The 2,164-nt window shown below is 44.7% G+C and carries 2 protein-coding genes and 1 pseudogene; 1 reads left to right on the top strand and 2 read right to left on the bottom strand.

Annotated elements, in window-relative coordinates; genetic code table 11:
• The coding region (locus KDK15_RS05200; RefSeq protein ID WP_257294305.1) for a PspC domain-containing protein at positions 1-378 on the bottom strand (378 nt) is incomplete at its 3' end.
• Positions 375-476 (bottom strand): annotated as a pseudogene (locus KDK15_RS21165) (hypothetical protein); the annotation flags it as partial. The gene KDK15_RS05200 and the pseudogene KDK15_RS21165, both read right to left, overlap by 4 nt.
• Before the next feature lie 95 nt (positions 477-571).
• On the opposite strand from KDK15_RS21165, the gene KDK15_RS05195 reads away from it, so the two are divergent.
• Positions 572-1,951, top strand: a complete 1,380-nt coding sequence (locus KDK15_RS05195; protein WP_257294304.1) for a protein kinase — start codon at positions 572-574, stop codon at positions 1,949-1,951.
• Positions 1,952-2,164 lie beyond the last annotated feature (213 nt).

Here is a 2,164-nt window from a genome sequence, read left to right as displayed (position 1 = left end):
AAAAGCCTGCGAAGTCAGAAAGAAGCCTCGCCTGATAAGGCGGGGAGTGTCACATAGTTCAGGCGCTGTTTCTGTATCATTAATAGAAACATCGTCGTTTTGTTCTGCCGACTGAGTGTCTACAGCTACTTTTATTTTTTTGACCTGACGCTTTCTATAAGTGTCTTTTCCTGAGCTAATACTGAGGACAACGCCAATAGCAATATAGGCAAGGATGGCACGAGAGGTTGACGTGAAATAAGCAATACCTGCTGCACTCAGTCGAACCGCAAGAACATCCAGATGAAACCGGTTGGCAATATAGCTGCACACGCCCATGATAGCAGGAGAGGCTTCACCTTCCTTTTGCTGAGTCAATATTTTCTTGATCACTCTCATTGACGAGTTCTCCAACCCGGAACTTCATTGTCCAGAATACGCTCCAGAACATGAACCCGCTCTTCCATGATTTCTACCCGGTACACAGTGGCTGCAAAAAGCTCCTGAGAATTCGCCCCCTAAACCTGACTCTCTATATTTTTTATCTCATGTCGATAGGTTGCCCTATTAACGCAGCTAAACTGGATAGGCAATGAAACCACTCAACCCTTCTGCCTCAACTCCTGTCACTGGTAATTCAGAAAAGGAGGTAAATCAAGCCAGAATCATTATTGATCAGGCTGACTGGCAGCGCAAGAAGACAACCAAAACCTCATCTGCCTCAAAACACATATCAACCACCGGAAATGACTCTGGCTATGAAAGTCGCAGCACCTCCTTATCCAGTCGCTCCGGGTCATCTGATACCGGAATACTCCTGACCCCGTGCTCCGAGGGCTCGGAAGATTCAGTTTTCTGGGAAAACAGTGACCACTTGATACTGAGTGAAAAGGCTTCAATCACTAAAACACTTGGACACGGTGCCACTGCGATTGTCGACCTGGTCGAACAAACCGATGTTCATGGAAACTCTGAAAAGTTTGCCCTGAAAAGGCCATTAACAAATCCCCGTCAAGAAGCGGTTGTAGAGTCTCTAAACCGGGAAGCAGAGATAATGAAAAAAGTGGGCGACCATCCAAACATTGTAAATTGCTATGGTTTTGAGGAGGTCGGTAACCACTCAGGATTACTTTTTGAGTTCATAGATGGGCAAAATCTTCAAACTCTAACCATCACACTTGTACACCAACTGAAAACAGGAATCATCGCTCATGACGAGTTTTTTAACGCCTATGCTCATCTGCAAGAGCAGCAACTGTCTGCCTTGGCGCATCTAGAAAAACAAGGCATTGTTCACTCTGATGTTAAACCATTTAACTGTATGTTTGACAAGAATACCCAAAGCGTTAAACAGCTAGACTTCGGACAAGCTGCAGTAGCAGGAGAAAGTTTGCATTTTGGCAGTGAGGATTTCGCCGCACCAGATACTTTCAAATTACTGAAAGACCTGAACGCACATATCCCGGCAAAAACAGCAGACGATGCTTTTGCTTATGGTCAAAGCCTTTACAGAGTTCTGAAAGAGCTGGAAACCGGAACAGCAGCCAGTTTTTGTCACGATGCCGAACTATGCACCTTTTCTACCTCACTATGCAGTTTTTCTACCTCAGAGCGTCAAGTCAGAGCTCTGGCGCTTTCCCGGGCCATGCAGAGATACGAAACCGTAAAGCCCGATAACACTTACCACAAAGCCATACCCAATGATGAAAAAAGCCTGGAGCAACTGAGCTTGAGAGTAGCTTCTGTAATCCATCCAAATATCCAGGATTTCAATACACTAACCCAAACTGCTGAGGCTTTAAAAAGCTACCTTGAGCCGATGGTTTGCTTAATCAATGATCTTTTACACCCAAACCAGTCATTACGGGTCCTCCCTTCCAAGGCGTTGAATTATCAGTGGTTTGAAAAATGTATCTATAGTCCTGAGGAAGCCAAAAAGACCCAGGTTTTTGCTGTTAAAAACAGAGCCTGATACCTTAGCCCCCTTTCCCCCCCCATGAAAATACAGTTTATTTTTTACACTGCATTGCACTCTTGATTAAATGATTAAAACCTCAACGAGCTCAACATTCGTTGTTATGATCCAAGGCTCAAGCTGCCTTTATGCCAGTCCCAGTCCTAAATACAATAAACCACCCTGGAAACAGGGAAATGACTGTATTATTGCGACCAAAAGACCTGCACA

The sequence above is a fragment of the Endozoicomonas sp. YOMI1 genome, assembly GCF_024606345.1.
In the GTDB taxonomy this organism is placed as follows: Bacteria; Pseudomonadota; Gammaproteobacteria; order Pseudomonadales; family Endozoicomonadaceae; genus Endozoicomonas.
The sequence above is the reverse complement of the archived record's forward strand: the minus strand, read 5'-3'. Positions and strand labels throughout refer to the sequence as shown.